The following is an 18,973-nucleotide window of genomic DNA, read 5'->3' as shown; positions in this document are numbered from 1 at the left end:
TCCGGCGGTTCCTGAAGGAATGTTTTTCCTGCCGGCGCCGCGCTCAGTCCGTCGTCCCTCTCAGCAGTATGTTGAGGCCGATCGCCATCACCTTGGCCGATTCCACCATGTCGGCGATGCCCACCCATTCGTCCGGCCTGTGGGCAAGGTCCAGTATGCCCGGGCCGTAGGCGATGCAATCATAGAGGTGGCCGATGCGCGCGACATGCTTCTGGTCGTAGGTGCCGGGAGAGATCACATAGTCGGGCTCGCGGTCGAACACCTCCATGATGCCTTTGGCGACGGCTTTCACCACCGGCGCGTCGCGCTCGGTCATCAGCGGCAGCACCTCCATCAGGTCGCGGATCTCGTAGTCGAATTTCTTGCGCTCGCGCTTCAGCCGGTCGAGGATGCCGGTGACCTCGCCTTTGACGGCCGCGATGTCCTCTTCGAGCAGGAAGCGCCGGTCGATGGTGAGCCGGCACCAGTCCGGCACGTTGGGCGAGGGAAGCCCCGGCCGGAAATCCTCGGTCTGGCCGCCATGGATGGAATTGATGTTCATGGTCGATCTGCGGGCGCCTTCCGGCACCACCGGCATGCGCGTCATCTTGCGGTCGAGCGCCGGGAACAATTCGTCCTCGAAGGCCTGCAGGACGGCGCCCATGTGGCGCACCGCATTGTCGCCGAGGAACGGCATCGAGCCATGCGCGATCTCGCCCTTGGTCTCGATCTCGGCCCACCAGACGCCACGGTGGCCAAGGCAGATGCGATCCTTGTTCAACGGCTCCGGGATGATGACGTGGTCGACCTTCGGCTTCGAGAAATAGCCGAGCCTTGCCAGATGCGCGACGCCGCCGAAACCGCCCGATTCCTCGTCCGCCGTGCCCGATATCTCGATGGCGCCGGGAAAGTCCGGGTAGACCTCCATGAAGGCTTCGACGGCGATGACCGAGGCTGCCAGGCCGCCTTTCATGTCGCAGGCGCCGCGGCCATAGACCCTGCCGTCCTTCACGACGCCGGCAAAGGGATCGACGGTCCAGCCGTCGCCGGCCTCGACCACGTCGATATGCGAGTTGAAGTGCACGCAAGGGCCGGGCGAGCGGCCGTCGAAGCGGGCGACGACATTGACGCGCGGGTAGCGGTCGCTGTCGCCCGGCGCCCCCTCGGCACGAATGAATTCGGTTTCGAAGCCGAGCTTCCTCAAGCGCGCGCCAAGGAACTCGGCGCACGGCCGGTAGGCTTCGCCTGGCGGATTGACGGTCGGGAAGCGGATCAGGTCCGCGGTCAGCGCGACAAGATCGTCGACCCGGTCCTCGACCGCCTTGAAAAGTCGTTCACTCATCCGGCGGATTGAAGAAGGAACGCGGCACTTTTGCAAGCAAGCAGTCGCGCATTGCCACACGACGATCCGGGCATGGCCCAAACGCCCGCGCCTAAACTTCAGAGGGTGCGTGTCGCGACAGCAACTATGCCGGGAAAATCGTTCAAATTCATCGGATTGGATTGGCGGATTCGTCAAGGAGTGTGTGGTACTTAACGCACCTGCCGCCGAAAAGATGGAAAAACCGCGCGAATGGCAGGGGGCAATCGAAGGGGTTTGATCGCATGAAAAAGTTCGTTCTCATGGCAACCGTGCTGGCAACCGCGTTGTTCGGCATGTCTGTCGCAGGTCGGGCAGCCAATTTGGAGGCCAATATCGACGTCTCGACGCAGACCATGACCGTCAGCAAATACGGCCAGGTGGTTTACCGCTGGAGCGTGTCGACCGCGCGCAAGGGCTACTTCACGCCACGCGGCAGCTACCGGCCGCAATGGACCGCCCGGATGTGGTACTCGCGCAAGTATGACAACTCGCCGATGCCTTATTCGGTGTTCTTCCACGGCGGCTTCGCCATTCACGGCACCGGAGCGATCAGGAATCTCGGGCGTCCGGCCTCGCATGGCTGCGTGCGCCTGCATCCGGCCAACGCCGCGACCTTCTATGCGATGGTCAAGGAAGCCGGCTTCGGCAACACGCGGATCGTCGTCACCAACTGATCCGAGCGGCAAGCTGGCTTGACTACTGGCCGGCAGCCGCCTTCGCTTGTCCGCGCTTGCGGCGGCGACCGCTGATTTCCCAGCGCTTGTGGAACCACATCCACTGGCCCGGGTCCTCACGCACCCAGCGCTCGACCACGTCGGTGAAAAGCTGGGTGGTGGAGGCGACGTCGACGCTGCCGTCTTCGGTGCGCGGCAAGGTCAGCTTGTCCTCGATTTCCAGGCGAAAGCGGTTGCCCGGCAGCCGGACGCAGCGGGCGGGGTAGACATCGCAGTCATAGTGGCGGGCCAGCATGCCAAGCATCGGATTGCTCTGGCATGGTCGGCCGAAGAAGGTCGTCTCCACGCCGCCCGAAAATTTCTGATCGACCAGCACGCCGATATTGCCGCCGTTCTCCAGGATGGCGGCAAGGGCGAAGGATGCGCCGGTTGAAGAGGGCAGCAGCGCGCCCATCGAGGAGCGGCGCGTGGAGTGGATGTAGTCCGCGAGGTAGGGGTTGTTCGGCGGGCGAAACAGCGCCGTGATCTTCATGCCGAACGTGGCGGCGGCAACCGGCAGCAGCTCGAAATTGCCGAGATGGCCGGTGAACAGGATGTGCGGTCTGTTCTCGCCGGCGATCTCGACGAAATGCTCGATGCCACGGACCTCGACCCGGCCCGGCTTCGAAGCGTTCGGATCGAAGTCGAAGAGGGCGTCGAGGAAGATGTACTCGGCCGCGAGGCGGGCCATGTTGCCCCACATGTCGAGCGCGATGGCTTCAATCTCGGCGTCGCTCTTTTCAGGATAGGCAAGGCGCAGATTGTCGACAGCGACGCGGTGGCGTCCGACCATCGGGCCGACGCGGCGGGTGACGCGGTCGGCGAAGTTGAGCGCGCTGTCCGGCGGCAACAGCCGCAGCAGCGACAGCAGCACCATGGCGAGCCTCGCGACCAGCCAGTGCTCCATCTGGCGCAGCCGCAGGCCGTAGCGGAACATGAAGTCCCGGCGGGCTTTCCTGAACACCTTGCCGACCATCCGCCTTTCCTGAAATGCCTTAGGAAACGCGCAGGATGATCTTGCCGAACACGTCGCGGCCTTCCATACGCTTCAGCGCCGCGTCGATGTCGTCGAAACCCACCTCGGTATCGATGACGGGGGCGACGAGGCCGGCGGCCATCTTCTGCATGGCGTCGGCCATGTTCTCCATACGGCAGCCAAAGGATCCGAGCAGCTTCAGCTGCTGCTGGAAGAGCTGCATCAGGTTGACCTGCGTCGACACGCCCGAGGTCGAGCCGCAGGTGACGAGGCGGCCGCCGCGCTTCAGGCACAGCATCGAGCCGGCGAAGGTGTCGGCGCCGACATGCTCGAACACGACGTCGACGCCCTTCTTCTTAGTCAGCTTGCGCACGACGCCCTCGAAGCGGTCCTCGCGGTAGTTGATGACATGGTCGGCGCCAAGCGCCTTGGCCTTGTCGATCTTGTCGTTCGAACCGACCGTGGTGATGACCGTGCAGCCCATTTTCTTGGCCAGCTGGATGGCGGCGGAGCCGATGCCGGAGCCGCCGGCGTGGACGAGAATGGTTTCGCCGGGTTCCAGCCTGGCATTGTCGAACAGCATGTGCTCGACCGTGCCGAAGGTGACCGGAGCGACCGCCGCGCCGATTTCGGTGACGCCGGGCGGAGCCGGCACCAGGAGGCGGGCCGGCAGGTTGATCTTTTCCTGGGCGAAGCCATCGAGATGGAAGCCGTGCACGCCCGAAACGTGCTCGCAGAGATTGTCGCGGCCTTCGCGGCAGGCTCGGCACAGCCCGCAGGTGCGCGCGCCATAGATCGACACCAATTGTCCCGGCAGCAGGTTGGAGACGCCGGGGCCGACCGTCTCGACCTCACCTGCGGCCTCGGCGCCGACGACCAGCGGCAGCTTGCGCTTGGCGAAGGCCATGCCGCGCCAGCCCCAGACGTCGATATGGTTGAGCGCCACCGCCTTGATGCGGAGCGTCACCTCGCCGAGCGAAGGCGGCGGGGGAGGCGGCAGGTCCACCGTTTCAAGACGGCGGTCCTCGATAAGTTGCAATGCGCGCATGGGGCCTGTCGGTTCAGTCCGGCTGAAAAAGTCCGCTTAGACCGGTTCCCGCGCCATGACAAGGCAGGTGTTCTGGCCGCCGAAACCGAAGGAATTCGACAAGACGGTGCTGACCTCGGCGTTGCGCTTCTTGTTCGGCACGACGTCGAGCACGATCGCCGGATCGGGATTGTCGTAGTTGATGGTCGGCGGAATGACGCTTTCGCGCATGGTCATCAGCGAGAAAGCGGCCTCGACGGCGCCGGCGGCCGACAGCGTGTGGCCGATCATCGACTTGTTCGACGAGATCGGCATCGAGGCGATGCGCTCGCCGAAGACAGTCGACAGCGACAGGTGCTCCATCTTGTCGTTTTCCGGCGTCGAGGTGCCGTGCGCGTTGACGTAGTCGATCTCGTCCTCACCCACGCCTGCATCGGCAAGGGCGGCGCGCACCGCCGCGATCGCGGGCGAAGCGTCGGGCTTGGAGCGGGTGCGGTGAAAGTCGTCGGCCTTCTCGCCGCAGCCGCGCATGATGCCGAGGATCGTCGCGCCGCGCGCAAGGGCCGCTTCAAGCGATTCCAGCACCAGCGCGCCGGAACCCTCGGCCAGCACGAAGCCGTCGCGGTCCTTGGAGAAGGGTTTTGACGCCTTCTCAGGGATATCGTTGTGGGTGGAGAGCGCGGAAAGCAGCGAGAAGCGGATCAGCGCCTCGGCGGTTGCCGAGCCGTCGGCGCCGATCGACAGCGCCTTGTCGCACTCGCCGCGCCGGATCGCCTCGACGCCGAGCTGGATGGCGGTGGCGCCGGATGCGCAAGCCGTGGACAGGGTGATCGGCAGGCCGCGCGTGCCGAAGCGGTCGGCCAGCCTGTCGGCAATCGAGCCGAACTGCGTGGTCTCGAAGATGTCGAGCTCCTTCAACGCGCGCGCGACCCTCAGCAGCCTTTCGGCGCCGATATCCTGCTTGTCGGAATTGTAGAGCGAGAAGCGGTCGGCCCAGTCGAGCTCGACCGGCGGCGAAGCGAGGAACAGCGGTCCGCCGAAATCGCCGGAATCGAGGCCTGCCTCCGACACCGCTTCCTGCGCCGCTGTCTCGGCCATCTCGTAGGTGAGGGGGCTGGCCCCCTTGGAGCTCGACGGCAGGAAGTCGACCATGCCGGAGATGCGGGTGTTGAGCTGATCGACCGGAAAGCGGGTGATCGGATGGATGCCGGATTTTCCCGAGGTCAGTGCCGCCCAGTTGTCGGCCTTGCCGACGCCGAGCGAGGTCACCACGCCGATGCCGGTCACGGCGACGATCGGCCTGCCCATATGATCGCGGAGATTGGCCATGTTTTATCTGCCTCGGTCCAGAGCAATTCCAGGAAAAGCCTGTCGCGGTTTTCCGTCCGGAACTGCGTAAAGAGAAATCTAGGCGGCTTTGATCAGCCCCAGGCCCTCGAATTGGTGATAGCCGACCGTCGTTGCAAGGACGGTCGTGGGAACGCCCGCGAATTGCCGCTCCGCTGTGGCATCGAAAGCAGGATAGCCGGCCTTGCGGTCGACGGCGAGCGCCGCGAGCGCCACGGCGAAGGGGAACTGCGCTTCCTTCATATGACCGGTCAGCGTCGAGAAGGCGCGCACGGCCAAGGTCGGGTTGGCGTCGAGCACCGCCTTTTCGGCAGCGGTGGCGGCGTGGGCGCCGGAGGCGGCGGAAATCGTAAGCAGGTCGCCATCGGGAAGGTGAGCCTGCTTCAGCAGCGCGGCGATCTCGGCATTCAGCTCGCCGCGCCGGCGCCTGGCGCGGCCGGAAACGACGGGGCCAAGCTCGGCGTAGATCTTGCGGCCGCGGCTCTGCGCATGCTCGCGCTGCTCGAGCACCAGGAAGGCGCCGCCGGAGCCGGTCACCACGCCGCCGCCTTCGCTGCCCTGGCGCTGCCAAACGGGCTTCCACGGGCCGCGATGCAGATAGCCGGCAAGCTCATAGCCGAGCAGCATGTCGGAATGCTCGGTCTGGAAGGCGCCGCCGACCAGGACATGGGTCGACTGTCCCGAGCGGATACGCGCGGCGGCCGTCTCGACGGCGGAAACGCCGGCGCCTTCCTCGCCCATGAAGGTGCGCGACGAACCGGTGACCTTGTGCACGATCGAGATGTTGCCGGCGAGCAGGTTGGAGAGCTGGGCGAGGAAGAGCGTCGGCCGCAATTCCGTGGTCAGCTTCTCGTTGAGCAGCACGTCGCGGTCGTTGCGGCTCTCGGAGGCCGCGAGGATCCCGGCGTCGACCGCCTCGTCGCGCTCGCCGCCGCCGGCCGCCACGACCATGTCCATGGTCGTGCAAAGCTCGTCATTGCCCTTGATGCCGGCGTCGTCCAGCGCGAGGCCGGCGACATAGGTGCCGAGCCGCTGCCAGGTCTCCATCTGGCGCTGGTCGCCGCGCTTGGCGATCTGCAGGTTCCAGTCGATCTCGGGCAGGGGATGGATGGTATAGGGCGCGAAGCGCTCAGCCTCGAGCACCGGCTGGAAACCGGGCTGCGTAAGCTTCCGCCAATGCGCGTCGGGGCCTTCTCCCAGCGAGGAGACAAGGCCGATGCCGGTGATGACGACGTCGTGGGAACTCATGGGAGGCTGTTTTGGGTCAGGCGACTTTTTGATTTTGCGCATGATCCTTTCCGAAAATCGATGCCGATTTCGAGGTCATGCGCTGAGCGCGTCAAGTTCGCGCGCCCTCTAAACATCAGGCGTTCTTGGCCGCGACCAGGGCGTCGATCTTGGCGCAGAGGTTCTTCATGACGAAGTAATCGTCGGTCGAAGCCTTGCCGTCATTGACTTCCTGCGTCCACTTCTCGAGCGGCACCTTGATGCCGAATTCCTTGTCGATGGCGAAGACGATGTCGAGGAAATCGAGGCTGTCGATGCCGAGGTCGTCGATGGTGTGGCTCTCCGGCGTGATGGTGTCGATGTCGATCTCGCTGGTGTCGGCAATGATCTTGGCGACTTTCTCGAAAGTGGTGGACAAGGGCTCTTCCTTCGGTTGCGGGCGGAATCTGTCCGCATCTTGTTTGGGCGCTGTCTAATCGGTTTTTCCCGGCAGGAAAAGGCCGAATGCGCCGGTCGCAGATGGGATACCGGCTTTGGGAACGCAATCCAAATGCCGTGCACCGGACCTCCCGAATTGCGTTTGCGACCGCCGCCGGTGGCATTTCTGCAACAAAAGCGCCTTAAAAATGGATAACCGGCAGTCAGAAAGTCACGCGTCCCAGCACTTTGAGGCCGTCTCCGTCCGGCGCCACCACCACGGCCTCGCCCTCGCGCGGCGCCACGCCAGTCAGCGCTTCGATGTCCTCGAGATGCGTGACCAGGACCAGATTGTCGGAACCGGAATAGCCGCGGATCTCCTTGACGATCGCGGCGATCTGCGCGGCTTTCTCACCAGGATCGGTTTTCAGCAGATCGAGCGGCGCGAAAGGCTGCGGCTCGGATTCGAAAGCGATGCGGGCGGTGTCGAGGCAGCGGCAATAGCGGCTGGAGAGCACGTGGTCGATGGGCGCCGCGCGGGCCGCGAACAGCGCGCCGATACGGCTTGCCAGCTGCTTGCCGCGCTCCGACAGGTTGAGCTGGGTCGCGCAATTGCCGATATCGAAATTCGCCGGGTCGGTCGCTCCGGTGACGAAGGCATGGCGAAGCAGCACGACATGGCCGCCGTCGCGCAGCAGCGCCCAGCCGGCGTCGGTCGCGTGGGCAAGGCTCGGAGCCATCAGGAGAAAAAGCGCCAGAACAATTCGCAGCATCGGAAGTCCCTGGGCGGCCCGGCGGGGCCAAAGCCGTGATTGGCCATATAGGGACCGCAAAGCCGGTCAGAAAACAAGCGCGGCAGCGAGCGAACGGCGCGCCGCGCCAATTGCATGGCGATCAGGGCTCGCCTATCACGGGAAAGTGTCTCCGCCCAAGAAATGACTCCGCTAACCGAAACCGTCCTTTTCGTCTTCAGCCTCGTCGCGCTCGGCTATCTGGCCGGGCTCACCGGCTATTTGAGGCCGGCGAGCGGCGAGGGCATTTCCGAATTCGCCGTCAACGTGGCGATGCCGCTGCTCTTGTTCCAGACCATGGTCAAGTCGGATTTCCACGGCGTCACCCCGTGGTCGCTGTGGAGCGCCTATTTCGCGGCCGTCGCCATCACCTGGGCCGCTGGCCATCTGGTTACGACGCGGCTGTTCGGGCGAGACGCACGCGCGGGCATCGTCGGCGGCGTGTCCTCGGCTTATTCCAACGTCGTGCTGCTTGGCGCGCCCTTCATACTCGGTGTTTTCGGCGCGAGCGGCTTCGAGGTGCTGTCGCTGCTGGTCTCGGTCCATCTGCCGATCATGATGATGGCCTCGATCGTGCTGTTCGAGATGTTCGGGCGCGGCAGCGGCGAGACCGTGCATCCGCTGCGCGTCGTCAAGAGCTTCCTCCGGCGGCTGTTCATCAATCCGCTGATCATCGGCATCCTGGCGGGGCTTGCCTGGCGCCTGACCGGCTTGCCGCTGCCGGACCTTGTCGAACGGCTGGTCGATACGCTCGCCGATACGGCCGGCCCCGTGGCACTGTTCGCCATGGGGCTAAGCCTGCGCCGCTTCGGCATCTCCGGCAATATCAAGCCGGCGCTGGCGCTGTCGGGGCTGAAGCTGTTCCTGATGCCGGCGCTGGTGCTGGCCTTCGTCTGGCTGCTCGGCCTGCCGCCGCTGACGGCCAAGGTCGCGGTGGTGGTTGCGGCACTCCCGTCGGGCATCAACTCCTATCTGATCGCCGTCCAGTTCAACACCGGCCAGGCGCTGGCCTCGAACCAGATGACGCTCGCCACGGCGAGCGCGGTGCTGACCACGTCGTTCTGGCTGACCGTGGTGGTGCATATTTTTGGGTAAGCCTTCAGCAGGCTGGCCCACGCTCGCCTTTGCTGGCCCAACCCCTATATGCCATCTTGTGATTGCCTGCCCGCCTTTCCCTAGGTAAGAGCAGTGCGCCGGCGTGCGGCCCTCAGAGCACGCTTCAACGGATAAACAGAAAAAACGGCGCGATCAGCGCGCCGAGCGGAGGCCAGACCATGCTTCAGAAAACCAGCCATTTCATGCGCCAGGCCAATCTCATCAACGGCGAGTGGGTGCAGGCCGACAGCGGCCAGACCATCGACGTCAACAATCCGGCGACGGGGCTGAAGATCGGCACCGTGCCGAAGGCCGGCAAGGGCGAGACGCGCCGCGCCATCGAGGCGGCGAACGAAGCTTTCAAGACCTGGCGCAAGACCACCGCGCTCGAGCGTTCGAAGCTTCTGCGCAAGCTGCACGACGCGATGATGGACAATCAGGACGTGCTGGCCGAGCTCCTCACCATCGAGCAGGGCAAGTCGCTGTTCGAGTCCAAGGGCGAAATCGGCTCCGCCGCCGCCTACATCCTATGGTTCGCCGAGGAAGGTCGCCGCACCTATGGCGACATCGTGCCGTCGCCATGGGGAGATCGCCGCATCCTGGTGACCAAGGAGCCGGTCGGCGTCATCGCCGCCATCACGCCGTGGAACTTCCCGTCCTCGATGCTGGCCCGCAAGCTCGGCCCGGCGCTGGCCGCGGGCTGCACGGCGGTGGTCAAGCCGGCGACGCAGACGCCTTATTCGGGTCTCGCCTGGGGCGCGCTCGCCGAGGAAGTCGGCTTCCCCAAGGGCGTCGTCAACATCCTGACCGGCTCGGCCGCCGAGATCGGCGACGAAATCTGCGCCAATCCGCTGGTGTCGAAGATCACCTTCACCGGTTCGACGGAGGTCGGCAAGCTTTTGATCCAGAAGTCGTCGGTGACGGTCAAGAAAGTGTCGATGGAGCTCGGCGGCAATGCGCCGTTCATCGTCTTCGACGACGCCGACATCGACCGTGCCGTGACCGGCGCCATCACCGCCAAGTACCGCAATTCCGGCCAGACCTGCGTGTGCACCAACCGCTTCCTGGTGCAGGCCGGCGTCTATGACAAGTTCGTCGAGAAGCTTGCCGCCGCCAGCGATGCGTTGAAGGTCGGTTCCGGCCTCGAGGAAGGCGTGCAGCAGGGGCCGCTGATCGATGAGAAGGCGGTGGAGAAGGTCGAGGAACTGATCGCCGATGCAACGTCGAAGGGCGGCAAGGTCGTCGCCGGCGGCAAGCGCCATGCGCTGGGCGGCTCGTTCTTCCAGCCGACGGTGATCGCCGATGCCACCCCGAAAATGCGCTTCATGAAGGAAGAGATTTTCGGGCCGGTCGCTCCGGTGTTCAAGTTCGAGACCGAGGAACAGGCGATCGCTTTGGCCAATGACACCGAATTCGGCCTTGCCTGCTATTTCTACACCGGCGATCTTGGCCGCGCCTTCCGGGTCATGGAAGGGCTGAAATACGGCATGGTCGGCGTCAATGAAGGCCTGATCACCACGCCTGAGGCGCCGTTCGGCGGCGTCAAGGAATCCGGCCTCGGCAAGGAAGGCGGACATCAGGGCATCGAAGACTATCTCGACACCAAATATGTCTGCATCGGCGGCCTCGGCCTCTGATATCCCGGCGGAACAGGGCAGTCTTCTGGAGCCGTTCATCGTTTCGATGAACGGCTCCATCTGTTTGATTTTACGCAATTCCGGACGGAAAACCGCTTCACACTTTTCCTGGAATTGCTCTGACCTGCCCTTGCCGGACGGTGCGCCGTCGGCCTAAATCGCCAAATCAGGAAATGACATTTCGGGCATGGCGATGAAAGACGGCGAGGTCTTCGGCACGACGCAGGCGGGCGAGGCCGTGCGCCGCTTTACAATCCGCGGAGGAGGCCTCACCGCCAACATCATCGGTCTCGGCGCGATCGTCCAGGATCTGCGTCTTTCCGGTCACGATGCGCCGCTGGTGCTGGGCTACGACCGCTTCGAACCCTACGAGACCGACCGCGCCTTCTTCGGCGCCGTGGTCGGCCGCTTCGCCAACCGCATCGGCGGCGGCCGTTTCACCATCGCCGGCAACCGCTACCAGACCGAGCAGAATTTTCTCGGCAAGCACACGCTGCATGGCGGCTCGGAAGGCTTTTTCCACCGGCCATGGACCGTCTCGCTGCACGGCCGCGATTTCGTGACACTGACCTTGCACGACCCGGATGGCGCGATGGGCTTTCCCGGTGCGCTCGACGTCACCTGCACCTACCGGCTCAAGATCCCCGGGACGCTCAGCATGGAGCTGACGGCGACCTGCGAGGAGCCGACGCTCTGCAACCTGGCGCAGCATTCCTATTTCAATCTGGACGATGGCGGGACGGCAGACATCCTCGACCACCGGCTGATGCTCAATGCCGGCGCCTACACGCCCGTCGATGACGAGATGATCCCGACCGGTGTGGTGAAGCCGGTCGACGGCACGCCCTTCGATTTTCGGCAGGCGCGGGCGCTGCGCATGGAAATGGAAGGCGAGCAGCTTCGCTATGACCTGAATTACTGCCTGGCCTCCAGCCGTGGTCCGCTGCACCAGGCGGCCTGGGTGCAAGGCGCCAATTCCGGTGTCGAGATGGAAGTCTGGACCACCGAGCCGGGACTGCAGCTCTATAGCGGCCAGTTCGTCGCGCCGAAATCGCCGGGGCTCGACGGCCGCCGCTACAAGGCGTTTTCGGGCCTTTGCCTCGAAGCGCAGACCTGGCCGGACGCGCCGAACCGGCCCTATTTCCCGCAGGCCACGCTGTGGCCGGGACAGATCTATCATCAGGTCACGGAATACCGGTTCCGCTTGCCCTAAGGGTTATCGATACCGAAGTGATGTCAATGTAAGCTTCGACGGCGCTTAACTGTCGAAGGCCGCCCGCAATGTTTCGAATGGGGCCAGCGCGCCGCGAACCTGCACGACCGCAGCGGCGACCTTGTGCGCGCGGCGCGCCGCGTCGGCGGGCGCATGGCCGGCGAGCCTGGCGGCGAGATAGCCGCCGTTGAAAGAGTCTCCGGCGCCGGTGGTGTCGACCGGCGCGGCGACGTGAACCGCGTCAACGGTTTGTGAAGCGCCGCTCGCGGCGATCAAGGCCGGCTGCTCGCCATTCTTGACCACGACCTCGCCGGTCAGCTTGCCCAGGCGCTTGGCAGTGCCTTCAGGCGTCTCGTCGCCGAACAACATCTGCTCGTCCGGGAAGGTCGGCAGCGCGATGTCGCAGACCTGGAGAGCTTCGGTGATCGCGGCCTGCGCCGCCTCGCGGCTTGGCCACAGACGCGGCCGGTAGTTCGGGTCGAAGGCGACAAGCGAGCCGGCCTTGCGGGCGCTCGCCACGGCTGAAAGCAGGGTTTTGCGCGCCGCCGCGTCCAGAATTGCGAGAGTAATTCCGGAAAAATAGACAAGCGCCTGGTTTTCAAGGCTTTTCGCGAGCGCCGCCGGGTCGGAGGCAAGCTGGCGCGCGGCCGCATCGCCTCGCCAATAGGTAAAGGCGCGTTCGGCTCCGGTGAGGGTGATGGCGTAAAGGCCTGGGCGTGCGCCGGCAATGACCGGACTGTTGCCGACGCCGATGCCATTCCCGGCGAAGAAAGCAATCTGGTCGCGCGAAAAGGGGTCGTCGCCGAAGGCCGAGACATAGGTCGCGGGCTGATCAGGGCTCAGCGCGTGCAATGCCCACAGCGTGTTGAACGTGTCGCCAGCAAAACCCATGCGCCAGTTGGCGCCGGTCTGGCCTGACAGTTCGATCATGCACTCGCCGATCGACGCGATACCGTTGACTGCCATGCGGCCCGTTCCTGCCGAAGTTTTTAACGCAATTCCGGATGGAAAACCGCTGCGCACTTTTCCTGGAATTGCTCCAACACTCTGTCGCTGTAGCTTTTTGCGGTGCGCAGCGCCATGCTTGGCGAAGGCTGAATTTTGCGCCAGAAGCGATTTCCCACAGGCAGGACGGGACGCGATACGCGGCCCGCGACGTTAGCAGCCGAAGAGGAACGGGTTTGGCATCGGTATGGCGTTACATTCTTGCGGGTCTCGGTCTGGCGGCTCTGCTGGTCGGCGCCGTGGCCGCCGTCTATCTGGTGCTGCCGCAACCGGCGTCCGGCCCGGACATTTCGCGTTCGAAAAAGACGGCGAACGCCCTGTTCCTCGCGAGCTTCGAGCCGGAGCGCGGCGTCGTCCGGCAGGGCGAGTTGCAGTCTTGGTTGCTGACGCTGAAGACCGCCGCCGGCGCGCCGGTGGAAGGGGCGGCGATCACCGTTTCCGGCGGCATGCCACAGCACGACCACGGCCTGCCGACCAGTCCGCAGGCGACCGATTATCTCGGCGACGGGCGCTACCGCATCGACGGCGTGAAGTTCACGATGAGCGGCTGGTGGCAATTGCGCTTCGCCATCTCGGCGGCGGCGGGTTCCGATTCCGTCGTCTTCAACATCGTGCTGTGAGCGGGCGATGAAGCGACTGGCGAGCGTCGTTAGAGCGGTTCGGCGTTTCACAGGATCGCGGAACCGCTCTAAGCCTTTGTTTTTGTGCAATTCCGGACGAAAAACCGCTATGCACTTTTCCTGGAATTGCTCTGGCCTTCTGGCCTTGGCCGCACTCGCCTTGCTGGGCGGCTGCGGCGAGCCGCAATTCAGCGACGCCGAGAAGAAGACCATCGCGTCGCTGGCGCTGAACACGCTGCCTTCGCTCAAAGTCGACACCACCAACCAGTATGCGGATGTGCCGGCAGCCGCGGCGCTCGGCTCGACGCTATTCTTCGACGGCGGCATGAGCCGTGACGGCACGGTGTCCTGCTCGACCTGCCACAAGATCGACCGCCAGTTCCAGGACGACCTGCCGCAGGCGGTCGGCGTCGGCCATACCAACCGGCGCACCATGCCGCTGGCCGGCGTGGCGCGCAATCCATGGTTCTTCTGGGACGGACGGCGCGACAGCCTGTGGGCGCAGGCGCTGACGCCGCTCGAAAATCCGCTGGAGCAGGCCGGCAACCGGGCTGCCTTCGCGCATTACATGCAAAAGCGGTTCGGCGAGCGCTATGAGCGCATCTTCGGGCCATTGCCGAACCTGTCCACCGTGCCGGCCAACGCCAGCCCGCTCGGCAGCGACGCCGAGAAGGCGGCCTGGAAAGCCATGCCGGCCAGCCAGCAAGAGGATGTCAACCGCGTCTATGCCAATATCGGCAAGGCGATCGCCGCCTTCGAGCGGTCGATCGAGCCTGAGCAGACGCGCTTCGACCGCTTTGCCATCGATCTCGCGACTGGCGCAGCGCCGCAAGGTGACGCCGCCTTCTCGCCGGAAGAAATCCTTGGGCTGAAACTGTTCATCGGCAATGCCAATTGCGTGACCTGTCACAACGGCCCGCGCTTCACCGACAATTCCTTCCACAACACCGGCGTGCCGCCGGTCGACGGCCTGCCGCTGGATCGGGGCCGGGTCGATGCGGTGGCACAGGTTCAGGCCGATCCGTTCAACTGTCTCGGCAAATTCCGCGACGGCGACGAAAGCGCCTGCCGCGAGCTGCGTTTCATGGTCAAGGACGCGCCGCAAATCCTGCGCGCCTACAAGACGCCGTCGCTCAGGGGCGCGGCGGATCGCCCGCCTTACATGCATGCCGGGCAGTTCTCGACGCTCGATGAAGTGGTGGCGCATTATTCGAAGGCGCCGCTTGCCGTCGAAGGCGTTTCGGAAGTGCATCCGCTCGATCTGTCGGATCGCGAGCGCGCGGCGCTGGTGGCGTTTCTCAAGACGCTGTCGGATTAGCGGTCCTTCACCGTCTCCATCGCCACGAAGGTCGAGGTCTGGGCGACATGGGGGAGCGCCGAGATGCGCTCGCCGAGCACGCGGCGATAGGCGGCGATGTCGGTGGTGCGGACCTTCAAAAGATAGTCGAAGCTCGATGCCATCATGTGGCATTGCTCGATCTCCGGCACGCCTTGCACTGCGCGGTTGAAGGCGTCGAGCGCCGCCGAGCGCGTGTCGGACAGCTTCACCTGGACGAAGGCGACATGGCCTTCACCCATGCGTTCGCGGTCGATGACGGCGCGGTAGCCCCTTATGTAGCCGTCCTTCTCCAGCCGCTTGACCCGCGCCTGCACCGGCGTCTTCGACAGGCCGACCTTGGAGGCCAGCTCCGACATGGAAAGCCGGCCGTCGCGCCCGAGCGCCGACAGGATGTTGCGGTCTATGCGGTCCAATTGGTCTTCGGTCATCGAATTGGCAGTCGAAATGATAGGAGATCAGCCTATATGATAGTTCAACTGGTCTGCCTTGTCGATTTCTTTGGACCGACCGGAATCTGAAGCTGTGCTAGTTTGCGCCATTCGGTCCGGTGACGGCCAGACCGCATCCCAACGTTTGCTTTCATGGATCCGACATGCCGCTCGACGCCATCCGCCAGCAGATCCGCGCCAATTATTTGCCCGACGAAGACGAGGCGGTGAAACGCCTGTCGACGGTGGCGGGCTTGTCAGCCGAGGAGCGCAAGGCGATCTCGGCGCGCGCCGCCGATCTGGTGCGCGCGGTGCGCGGCTCGACCGATCCGAGGCTGATGGAGGTTTTCCTCTCGGCCTACGGCCTGTCGACCAAGGAAGGCGTGGCGCTGATGTGCCTTGCCGAAGCCCTGCTGCGCGTGCCCGACACCGAGACGATGGACGATTTGATCGCCGACAAGATCGCGCCGCATGACTGGTCGGCGCATTCGGGCGGCTCGAGCTCGATCTTCGTCAACGCCTCGACCTGGGCGCTGATGCTGACCGGCCGCGTGCTCGACGAAGGCGAGGGCGGGATCGAAGGCACGCTGCGCGCCATGGTGCGCCGGCTGGGTGAGCCGGTGATCCGCAAGGCGGTAGCCGCGGCGATGCGCGAGATGGGCGAGCAGTTCGTGCTCGGCCGCACCATCGCCGAGGCCGTCAAGCGCGGCCGGCCGATGACGCAGAAGGGCTATCTCTATTCCTTCGACATGCTGGGCGAGGCGGCCCGCACCGAAGCCGACGCGCTGCGCTATCACCGGGCCTATGCAGATGCGATCTCGTCGCTCGACTCCGGCTCGAACGGCCCCGACATCCGCTACAATCACGGCATTTCGGTCAAGCTCTCGGCGCTGCATCCGCGCTACGAGGTGGCGCAGCGCGAGACGATGCTGCCGGTGATGGCCGAGCGGCTTCTGTCGCTGGCGCTTGCGGCGCGGCATTCGCGCATGGGCCTCAACATCGACGCCGAGGAAGCCGACCGGCTCGACCTGTCGCTGGACGTCATCGAGCGCGTGCTGGCCGAGCCGGAGCTCGCTGGCTGGGACGGCTTCGGCGTCGTCGTCCAGGCCTATGGCCCGCGCGCGGCCTTCGCCATCGACTGGCTCTATGCGCTCGCGAAGAAGTACGACCGCCGGATCATGGTGCGGCTGGTCAAGGGCGCCTATTGGGACACCGAGATCAAGCGGGCGCAGACGCTTAGCCTCACGGGCTATCCGGTGTTCACCCGCAAGGCCAACACCGACGTCTCCTACATTGCCTGCGCGAAGAAGCTGCTGTCGATGACCGACCGCATCTATCCGCAATTCGCCACGCACAACGCGCATACGGTCGCGGCCATCCTTTCGATGGCGAAGGATCGCGACAGCTTCGAATTCCAGCGCCTGCACGGCATGGGCGAAGCGCTGCATGAGACGGTGCGCAAGGCCGAAGGCACGCGCTGCCGCATCTATGCGCCGGTCGGCGCGCATTCCGACCTGCTCGCCTATCTGGTGCGGCGCCTGCTGGAAAATGGCGCCAACTCCTCCTTCGTGCATCAACTGACGGACGAGGAGGTCGAGCCGGAGGAGATCGCGCGCGATCCGCTCGAGGCTGTCGAGACGCAGGGTCCCGCCGCCAATCCGGCGATCGCGCGCCCGGCCGCCATCTTCGGCGCCGGGCGCCGCAATTCGAGGGGCTTCGACATCACCGATCCGGTGACGCTCACGGCCCTGGACAAGGCAAGGGCGGCGTTCGCCGGAGCGGACCGCTGGCATGCCAAGCCGGTGACACGCGCCGCCGGCTACGGCAAGCCACGCCAGATCGTCAACCCGGCCAAGCCCGACGAGGTCGTCGGCACCGTGCACGAGGCCGCGGCCAAGCAGGTGGCGACCGCCGTGCGCATCGCGGTCGACGCCCAGCCCGCATGGGCAAAACGCCCGGTCGCCGAGCGCGGCGCGATCCTCAACCGTGCCGCCGACCTCTATGAGGCCAATGCGGCCGAGTTCTTCGCTCTGGCCACCCGCGAGGCCGGCAAGTCGCTTGCCGACGGCGTCGCCGAGGTGCGCGAGGCGGTCGACTTCCTGCGTTACTACGCGGCCGAGGCGTCGAATGCCGAGGCCGGCACCGAGGCGCGCGGCGCGATCGTCTGCATCTCGCCGTGGAATTTCCCGCTGGCGATCTTCACCGGCCAGGTCGCGGCGGCGCTGGTCACCGGCAATTCGGTGATCGCCAAGCCGGCCGAGCAGACGCCGCTGATCGCCTTCCGCGCCGTCGAAATGCTGCGCGAGGCCGGCGTGCCGGAAGACGTCATCCAGCTTCTACCGGGCGACGGCCCGTCGGTCGGCGCGCCGCTCACCGCCGATCCGCGCATCGCCGGTGTGTGCTTCACCGGCTCGACCGAGGTCGCCAAGTTGATCGAGAAGCAATTGGCCGAGACCGCGGCGCCCGATGCCATGCTGATCGCCGAGACCGGCGGCCTCAACGCCATGATCGTCGATTCCACCGCGCTGCCGGAACAGGCGGTGCGCGATATCCTGGCGTCCGCCTTCCAGAGCGCCGGCCAGCGCTGCTCGGCGCTGCGCGTGCTCTATGTCCAGAAGGATGTCGAGAAGAAGATGCTGGAGATGCTGAAGGGCGCGATGGAAGCGCTCAGCATCGGCAATCCGTGGCTGATCTCTACCGATGTCGGGCCGGTCATCGACGACGAGGCTCAAGCCTCGATCAGCGAGTACTGCAAGAAGAAGGGGCAAGAGGGCCGGCTGATCGCCAAGCTCGAAGCGCCGACAACCGGACGCTTCGTGGCGCCGCACGTGTTCCGTGTCAAAGGCATCGAGGAAATGGAGCGCGAGGTGTTCGGCCCGGTGCTGCACGTCGCGACCTTCGACGCCGACGAGATCGACGCGGTCATCGCCGCCATCAACCGCAAGGGCTACGGCCTGACCTTCGGCCTGCACACCCGCATCGAGGGCCGCGTCCAGCATTTCGTCGACGGCATCCATGCCGGCAACATCTATGTCAACCGCAACCAGATCGGCGCCGTCGTCGGCTCGCAGCCTTTCGGCGGCGAGGGGCTGTCGGGCACCGGGCCGAAGGCCGGCGGACCGCATTATCTGCGCCGCTTCCGCAAGGGACCGGAGGCTGGCACCGAGGTTGCGGACGGCCATAAGGTGACCGCGACCGAGCTTGCCGACAATCTGCCGGATCCGACGCTGGGCGGCTGGTCGACGCGGCCGGATCGCGTCGCGATCCTGCGCAAGCATCTGCGCGGCAAGGGCGCGGCGGCGATCGCTGCCGCGGCGAGCCTCGATTTCGGCCAGGTCGACCTGCCCGGACCGACCGGCGAGGCCAACACGCTGTCGCTGTCGCCGCGCGGCCGGGTGCTGTGCCTCGGCCCCGACGCCGAGACGCTGCTTTCCCAGACGATCCAGGCACTCGCGGCCGGCAACGCCGTGCTGGCAGTGGCGCCCGGCGCGCCGGCAGCACTTTCGGCGCTGACCGGCAAGGGCCTGCCGCTGGCGGCGATCGACGGCCGGCCCGATCCGGTCGAGGCGCGCTCGCTGCGCGTCGACGTCGTCGCCTTCTCCGGTACGCCGGAAGCGGCGCGCGTGGTGCGCAAGGTGATTGCCGAGCGTTCCGGGCCGATCGTGCCGCTGGTCAGCGAGGTGCTCAACCCGGCGGCCTACGCGCATGAGCGCGCCGTCTGCGTCGACACGACGGCGGCCGGCGGTAACGCCAGCCTGCTCGCTGCGGCCTAGTTAGCTCGGTCGAGGCCGTTTGT

16 protein-coding genes are annotated in these 18,973 nt (G+C 65.4%); 7 read left to right on the top strand and 9 right to left on the bottom strand.

The features are described 5' to 3' along the window. Positions 1-43: 43 nt before the first annotated feature. Positions 44-1,321: an acetylornithine deacetylase/succinyl-diaminopimelate desuccinylase family protein gene (locus DPM33_RS19860; RefSeq protein ID WP_112099126.1), complete on the bottom strand. Its 1,278-nt coding sequence runs from the start codon at positions 1,319-1,321 to the stop codon at positions 44-46. 263 nt (positions 1,322-1,584) lie between these two features. Between DPM33_RS19860 and DPM33_RS19855 the strand changes: the two genes are divergently transcribed. Further along, positions 1,585-2,016, top strand: coding sequence for a L,D-transpeptidase (locus tag DPM33_RS19855; protein WP_112099125.1), 432 nt, complete (start codon positions 1,585-1,587; stop codon positions 2,014-2,016). A 22-nt stretch (positions 2,017-2,038) separates the two neighbouring features. Here the strand turns inward: DPM33_RS19855 and DPM33_RS19850 are convergent, their stop codons facing one another. From DPM33_RS19850 to DPM33_RS19825, 6 genes are all read right to left on the bottom strand, one after another. Then, a complete protein-coding gene (locus DPM33_RS19850; protein ID WP_112099124.1) occupies positions 2,039-3,031 on the bottom strand; it encodes a lipid A biosynthesis lauroyl acyltransferase in 993 nt (330 codons plus the stop codon). Positions 3,032-3,050: 19 nt separating this feature from the next. Then, entirely contained in the window at positions 3,051-4,079 is a 1,029-nt protein-coding gene (locus DPM33_RS19845; RefSeq protein ID WP_112099123.1) for a zinc-binding dehydrogenase, read from the bottom strand. A gap of 36 nt (positions 4,080-4,115) precedes the next feature. Continuing rightward, entirely contained in the window at positions 4,116-5,387 is a 1,272-nt protein-coding gene (locus tag DPM33_RS19840) for a beta-ketoacyl-ACP synthase (protein ID WP_112099122.1), read from the bottom strand. Between the two features lie 78 nt (positions 5,388-5,465). Then, a complete protein-coding gene (locus tag DPM33_RS19835) occupies positions 5,466-6,653 on the bottom strand; it encodes a beta-ketoacyl-ACP synthase (RefSeq protein WP_112099121.1) in 1,188 nt (395 codons plus the stop codon). A 115-nt stretch (positions 6,654-6,768) separates the two neighbouring features. Beyond that, a complete protein-coding gene (locus tag DPM33_RS19830) occupies positions 6,769-7,050 on the bottom strand; it encodes an acyl carrier protein (protein WP_040981809.1) in 282 nt (93 codons plus the stop codon). 223 nt (positions 7,051-7,273) lie between these two features. Beyond that, positions 7,274-7,822 (bottom strand): histidine phosphatase family protein, encoded by a 549-nt coding sequence (locus DPM33_RS19825; protein WP_112099120.1) that lies wholly within the window; start codon positions 7,820-7,822, stop codon positions 7,274-7,276. A gap of 162 nt (positions 7,823-7,984) precedes the next feature. On the opposite strand from DPM33_RS19825, the gene DPM33_RS19820 reads away from it, so the two are divergent. The 3 genes from DPM33_RS19820 to DPM33_RS19810 all read left to right on the top strand — a co-directional run bounded on the left by DPM33_RS19820 (position 7,985) and on the right by DPM33_RS19810 (position 11,785). Then, positions 7,985-8,935, top strand: coding sequence for an AEC family transporter (locus DPM33_RS19820; protein ID WP_112099119.1), 951 nt, complete (start codon positions 7,985-7,987; stop codon positions 8,933-8,935). A gap of 179 nt (positions 8,936-9,114) precedes the next feature. Beyond that, positions 9,115-10,572 (top strand): NAD-dependent succinate-semialdehyde dehydrogenase, encoded by a 1,458-nt coding sequence (locus DPM33_RS19815; RefSeq protein WP_112099118.1) that lies wholly within the window; start codon positions 9,115-9,117, stop codon positions 10,570-10,572. Positions 10,573-10,759: 187 nt separating this feature from the next. After that, entirely contained in the window at positions 10,760-11,785 is a 1,026-nt protein-coding gene (locus tag DPM33_RS19810; RefSeq protein WP_112099117.1) for an aldose epimerase family protein, read from the top strand. A 45-nt stretch (positions 11,786-11,830) separates the two neighbouring features. Here DPM33_RS19810 and DPM33_RS19805 read toward each other — a convergent pair whose 3' ends face one another. Next, the gene (locus DPM33_RS19805; RefSeq protein ID WP_112099116.1) at positions 11,831-12,751 is read right to left on the bottom strand and encodes a sugar kinase; all 921 of its coding nucleotides are present in this window, start codon (positions 12,749-12,751) and stop codon (positions 11,831-11,833) included. 215 nt (positions 12,752-12,966) lie between these two features. Here DPM33_RS19805 and DPM33_RS19800 point away from each other — a divergent pair, with 215 nt between their 5' ends. Together DPM33_RS19800 and DPM33_RS19795 are read left to right on the top strand one after the other, a co-directional pair. Beyond that, positions 12,967-13,410, top strand: a complete 444-nt coding sequence (locus DPM33_RS19800; protein ID WP_112099115.1) for a FixH family protein — start codon at positions 12,967-12,969, stop codon at positions 13,408-13,410. Between the two features lie 109 nt (positions 13,411-13,519). Then, positions 13,520-14,728, top strand: coding sequence for a cytochrome-c peroxidase (locus tag DPM33_RS19795; protein WP_112099114.1), 1,209 nt, complete (start codon positions 13,520-13,522; stop codon positions 14,726-14,728). Here DPM33_RS19795 and DPM33_RS19790 read toward each other — a convergent pair. Next, entirely contained in the window at positions 14,725-15,177 is a 453-nt protein-coding gene (locus DPM33_RS19790) for an Lrp/AsnC family transcriptional regulator (RefSeq protein WP_112099113.1), read from the bottom strand. The two genes, DPM33_RS19795 and DPM33_RS19790, sit on opposite strands and share 4 nt — an antisense overlap. 164 nt (positions 15,178-15,341) lie before the next feature. Here DPM33_RS19790 and putA point away from each other — a divergent pair, with 164 nt between their 5' ends. Further along, on the top strand, positions 15,342-18,950 hold the full coding sequence (gene putA / locus DPM33_RS19785; RefSeq protein ID WP_112099112.1) for a bifunctional proline dehydrogenase/L-glutamate gamma-semialdehyde dehydrogenase PutA: 3,609 nt from the start codon (positions 15,342-15,344) through the stop codon (positions 18,948-18,950). Positions 18,951-18,973 lie beyond the last annotated feature (23 nt).

The sequence above is a fragment of the Mesorhizobium hawassense genome (genome assembly GCF_003289945.1).
Taxonomy (GTDB): domain Bacteria; phylum Pseudomonadota; class Alphaproteobacteria; order Rhizobiales; family Rhizobiaceae; genus Mesorhizobium; species Mesorhizobium hawassense.
This window is presented reverse-complemented; position numbering and strand designations above follow the sequence as displayed.